Origin of the sequence: Eudoraea sp., assembly GCF_049665975.1 — a bacterium.
Taxonomy (GTDB): domain Bacteria; phylum Bacteroidota; class Bacteroidia; order Flavobacteriales; family Flavobacteriaceae; genus Eudoraea.
The window spans coordinates 1-4,433 of the sequence record NZ_JBATGR010000020.1 but is presented as its reverse complement, the minus strand read 5'-3'; the positions used below and the strand labels follow the sequence as shown (position 1 = coordinate 4,433).

The following is a 4,433-nucleotide window of genomic DNA, read 5'->3' as shown; positions in this document are numbered from 1 at the left end:
ATTTTAATTCTACTCTCTTTTTTTCATCAATATCCTGGAAAGTGCAATACAAGCCAACTACTTTGTTATTTTCTAGCTCTACTTCTCCTTTGGCCCTCACCCATAATTCTCTACCCTTGGCAGTTATAATTCGTAACTCCGTATCCCACGGCACGCCATCTTTTATAGCATCACTTACCAGACTGGTAATTTTATTACGATCAACACCTTCTTTATAGAAATTAATACCTTCTTCTAAATTAGGTTTGAAATCCATAGGCACTTCATGAATTTCCTTAGTTACTTGTGTCCAGTAAACCGTATTGGCCACTAAATCTACTTCCCATCCTCCTATTCGTGCAATACTTTTGGCTTTTAGTAAAAGCTCTTCTTTTCTTTTCGTTTCGGTGATATCGCTCTTTAATATGATCAGACCGTTGATCTTGTCGTGATTCTCTTTCCATGGCGAAATGGTCCATTCCAGCCATTGCGTCTTTTCTTCAGGAGGATTTAATTTTTGAATGACCTTCGCTATTTCCCCTCCTTGCAGACATTCTTCACAACATTTTGAAAATTCCTCAGAAGTGTAATCAACTACATCATAGATAGGAAGACCAATTGGGCTGCTGCTAAGATTCTTATATTCTTCTAACCAAAGTTTAGAATGGTCTATAATTTGCATTTTATGATTTACAATGACTACAGATGCAGGATAATCTTTAATAAAAGAAGATGTTAAAAGTGTTTCCAAATGATGTATTTAAGTTATGCTAATTTCTTAATAACGTAAGAAAATACCTTAAAAGTATATCATATAATACATCTTTAGTTATAATTGTTTGGATCCTAATGATCTAAGTTTCACAATAAAAGGAATAATTAGCAATAATTTTATTGATATCTTCTTGGCATTTTTAAATGTCATTTTCTTAATAGAGCTTAATGGCATCATTAGAAAATTCATACAATGACATTTTTTTTATACATTTAATTTCCATGCAAGACAAAATACCAACTTTTTTTAATGAAATAAGAATTGGCAATATTGATGTCGTCAGGGAATTGGTTACAGAATTCCCCGAGCTGGTAAATTCTGTTGACCAGAGAGGTTCTACCCCTTTAATTCTTGCGACTTATTACGATCATAGAGAAATGGCGAGATTCCTTTTGGACCGGGGGGCTAAAATTGATGCTAAAGATGCTTCCGGGAATACTGCATTAATGGGAACTAGTTTTAAGGGCTTAGTTGAAATAGCTAAGGATTTAATAAACAGAGGAGCGAACGTAAATGAGAGAAATACCATGGGTGCTACCTGCCTTATTTATACCGCTACTTTTAACAAGGAGGAATTAGCAAAGCTGTTATTGGAATCTGGTGCGGATAAAACGGCTAAAGATGCAAAGGGAAATACGGCTTTGGACCATAGCAAAATGCAGGGATTTTCAGACATGATTACTCTTTTAGAAAAGAATGGATAATTATGCAAAGTGAACTAAAAGTAGCGCTGATACAAACCCCTTTGATATGGGAGAATCCCTTGGAGAATAGAAATATGTTTTCCCAAAAGATAAAGGAGATTCCAAGCGAAACGGATATGATTATCTTGCCGGAAATGTTCACAACCGGATTTACTATGAACCCGGAAGGAGTGGATGCTAAGGAGGGAGAAATTACTGTGAAATGGATGAAGCAAATAGCCAGAGATAAAAATATGGCCTTAGTTGGAAGTATTTCATTTAATGAAAAAAATAAATTTACCAATCGACTTTTTTTTATATATCCTGATGGTACTTCCAAGAGCTATGATAAGAAGCATACTTTTACATTTGCCGGAGAGGATAAAGTATATGATTCCGGTAAAGATAGATTAGTATTTTCTTATAAAGGATTCCGAATTTGCCCTTTAATATGCTATGACCTTCGATTCCCCGTATGGGCTAGATATAAAGGAGATTATGATCTTTTGCTTTTTGTGGCCAATTGGCCTGAACCCAGAATTGATGCCTGGGATACATTATTAAAAGCAAGAGCCATAGAAAATATGAGCTATTGCGTAGGGGTTAATAGACTAGGTGAAGATAATAATGCACTTAGATACCCTGGCCATTCAGCAATATATGATCCTATGGGAAGTCAGATTGTTTTCTCTAAAAAAGATGAGGTACTCTATGCTTCTTTAAGCCTGAAACAACTAAAGGATTTAAGGGATCAGTTTAAATTTTTAGATGACAGGGATTATTTTAGTCTAGAACAGTAAATGTCTCAATTTTTTCCCAATTGGCCCGCATTTCAATAATTCCCGGGTAGTAGATAACTTTTTCTGGTTGAATCTTCTTTAGATAATTTCCGGTGTCCCATATGCCATTTGCATTGGTATCAAAAATAATCCGAATAAGATAATTTCCCGGATCTAGTGTATTAAAATCTATAGCTGTCGTTTCTGACAAATAAACTTCCCTGTATAATTTCTCTTTTACATCCGTTAATTGTACAATGACAGGATAGGATATTTCACCTGCTAAATTCAAGCGCAAATTACCAAAGTCGGCATACCCTCCGGTAGATAATCTATAGTTAATCGTATCATTAGTTTCCCCAAAGAAGTCTGTGATAAAATCAGGAAGCAAATTTAGGTAATAGGTCTCATCGGTCTCTTTTTCAAATTCCATGGACATCTGGTTTTTTGTGGAGTCCAATTTAGCTTTGAAATTAACTGCTATTGTGTCCTTGTTGAAAATAGCGATCCTCGTTGTGTCCATAGAAACAATCGGAATAGTGGATGTAATATAGAATTCATCAGCAAAGTTTATGGTGTTTCGGTGACTTGGGATGAGCATTAAAGAATCTGCAGCGAGTTTTCTTGTTTTTACCGTAAACGTATCAATTTTCTGCAAGTTCTCATTAGTCACTTTAAAAATGATAGAATCTATTTCAAAAGGGGTGAACCAATAGTTAAGTGTATCTTTTTCAGGATCTTTGACAAGGAGAGTACGTATAGAATCGGGAATCTCTGTTAAAGCTTCAATGTCTAATTTTTGATCTTCGCCAGAATAACCAAATATAATTTTATTGGCAGCTGCATAACTTGGTTTCTTTAAAATATAATTAGGGATCTCTTTAAAAAGATTAAGAAGAAACACAGTATCCGTTGGTAGATAGACAGTGTCTTCAATAAATCCTATTTTATCTGTATTCTGATCAAATACATTGTTTTTAGCTTCATCTTTGATAGCTATAATCGCGTATTTTCCTGCTTTGAGGTATTTAAGTTGGAAGATCGTGGTACTATCCAGCGTATTTGTTATATAATTGGGAGGTTTATTATAGGTTGTTGAATCTGTATACGCAGTGTCTATTTCGTATAACATAACGCTAATAAACTCATCTGCATTTTTATTGAAGGCATCTTTTACTACCCCCGATACCGTTAATGAATCAATATATGTACCTGTAGAAAAAACATACGTTAAGAAGCTATTCGGATTGCCCTCATTGTTATCTACTATGCTCTGTCCGAAGTTTAATGTATAGGTTGTATTTTCCAACAAAGTATCTTTTAAAGTGATTTCTACATATTTGCTGGCCCCTCCCTGAGGCGTAACTTCAGGATTATATTTTAAAGGAGGTGATACAATAAGCTGATTTTGAACATCTTCCAATTTGATATATTCATCAAAATAAAGCCTGATTTTTTTGGCCTTGAATTCAGTTGTCAGATTTTCAGGTTCTGCCTTTAATAAAACAGGAGGTGTATTGTCTTTGGGCCCGCCAGTAGGAGATCCTCTCCTGGCACATTGTAAAGCGGCTAGAACAACTGCAATTAGAAAAAAGAAGGATAAAATACGCTGTATTCGAGGCATTTGATTTTTCTATAAGGCAAAGAAACAACTAATTTAAAGAATTGTGAAATTATGGAACAACCGCCATCGCAGCAACTGAAACAGTAACATCTTTTGCCTTTTTTATTGCCCGTGTACAGGCCTCTATGGTGGCACCGGTAGTAATCACATCATCAATCAACAGTACATTTTTATTACATAAAAAATCGGGATTATTTACTCTGTAAAGATCTGGCATACCTCTCCAGCGATAAAATCTGTTTTTCTTGGTTTGGGTACGGGTATTGGCTGTTTTTACAAGAATATGATCCAAATAACTAGCATTAAGATGGTTCGCAATTCTTTTTGCAAATCCGGATACTTGATTATATCCTCGTTTATTAAGCTTTTTTTTATGTAATGGAACAGGTATTACAATATCAATATGGTCTAGAGCGTTACTTTCTCTCAGAACCTGGCCATACCAGTCCCCTAAAAATTGCCCTATTTGAGGTTGATTTTTATACTTTAAAAAGTGGATTAAATTTTTAACAATCCCTTGATCTGAATAAAAAAGGAACGCAGAGGCCTTTTTTATGTCAATTCGGCCATAAAATATTGTATCCACTGCATTT

Annotated in this window: 5 protein-coding genes; 2 read left to right on the top strand and 3 right to left on the bottom strand. The window is 34.9% G+C overall.

Translation table 11 applies throughout. The annotated features are described in order from the left end of the window. A partial coding sequence (locus tag WBN20_RS00720) for a PAS domain-containing protein (protein WP_424280352.1) occupies positions 1–730 on the bottom strand: 730 nt, incomplete at its 3' end. 191 nt (positions 731–921) lie between these two features. On the opposite strand from WBN20_RS00720, the gene WBN20_RS00715 reads away from it, so the two are divergent. Together WBN20_RS00715 and WBN20_RS00710 are read left to right on the top strand one after the other, a co-directional pair. Then, positions 922–1,458 (top strand): ankyrin repeat domain-containing protein, encoded by a 537-nt coding sequence (locus WBN20_RS00715; protein ID WP_424280351.1) that lies wholly within the window; start codon positions 922–924, stop codon positions 1,456–1,458. Between the two features lie 2 nt (positions 1,459–1,460). Beyond that, positions 1,461–2,237 (top strand): amidohydrolase, encoded by a 777-nt coding sequence (locus WBN20_RS00710; protein ID WP_424273519.1) that lies wholly within the window; start codon positions 1,461–1,463, stop codon positions 2,235–2,237. On the opposite strand, the gene WBN20_RS00705 is transcribed toward WBN20_RS00710, so the two are convergent. Then, on the bottom strand, positions 2,221–3,840 hold the full coding sequence (locus WBN20_RS00705) for an Ig-like domain-containing protein (RefSeq protein ID WP_424280350.1): 1,620 nt from the start codon (positions 3,838–3,840) through the stop codon (positions 2,221–2,223). The genes WBN20_RS00710 and WBN20_RS00705 overlap by 17 nt on opposite strands. A 49-nt stretch (positions 3,841–3,889) precedes the next feature. Next, positions 3,890–4,433: ComF family protein (locus tag WBN20_RS00700; RefSeq protein WP_424280349.1), on the bottom strand; the 544-nt coding region annotated here is incomplete at its 5' end.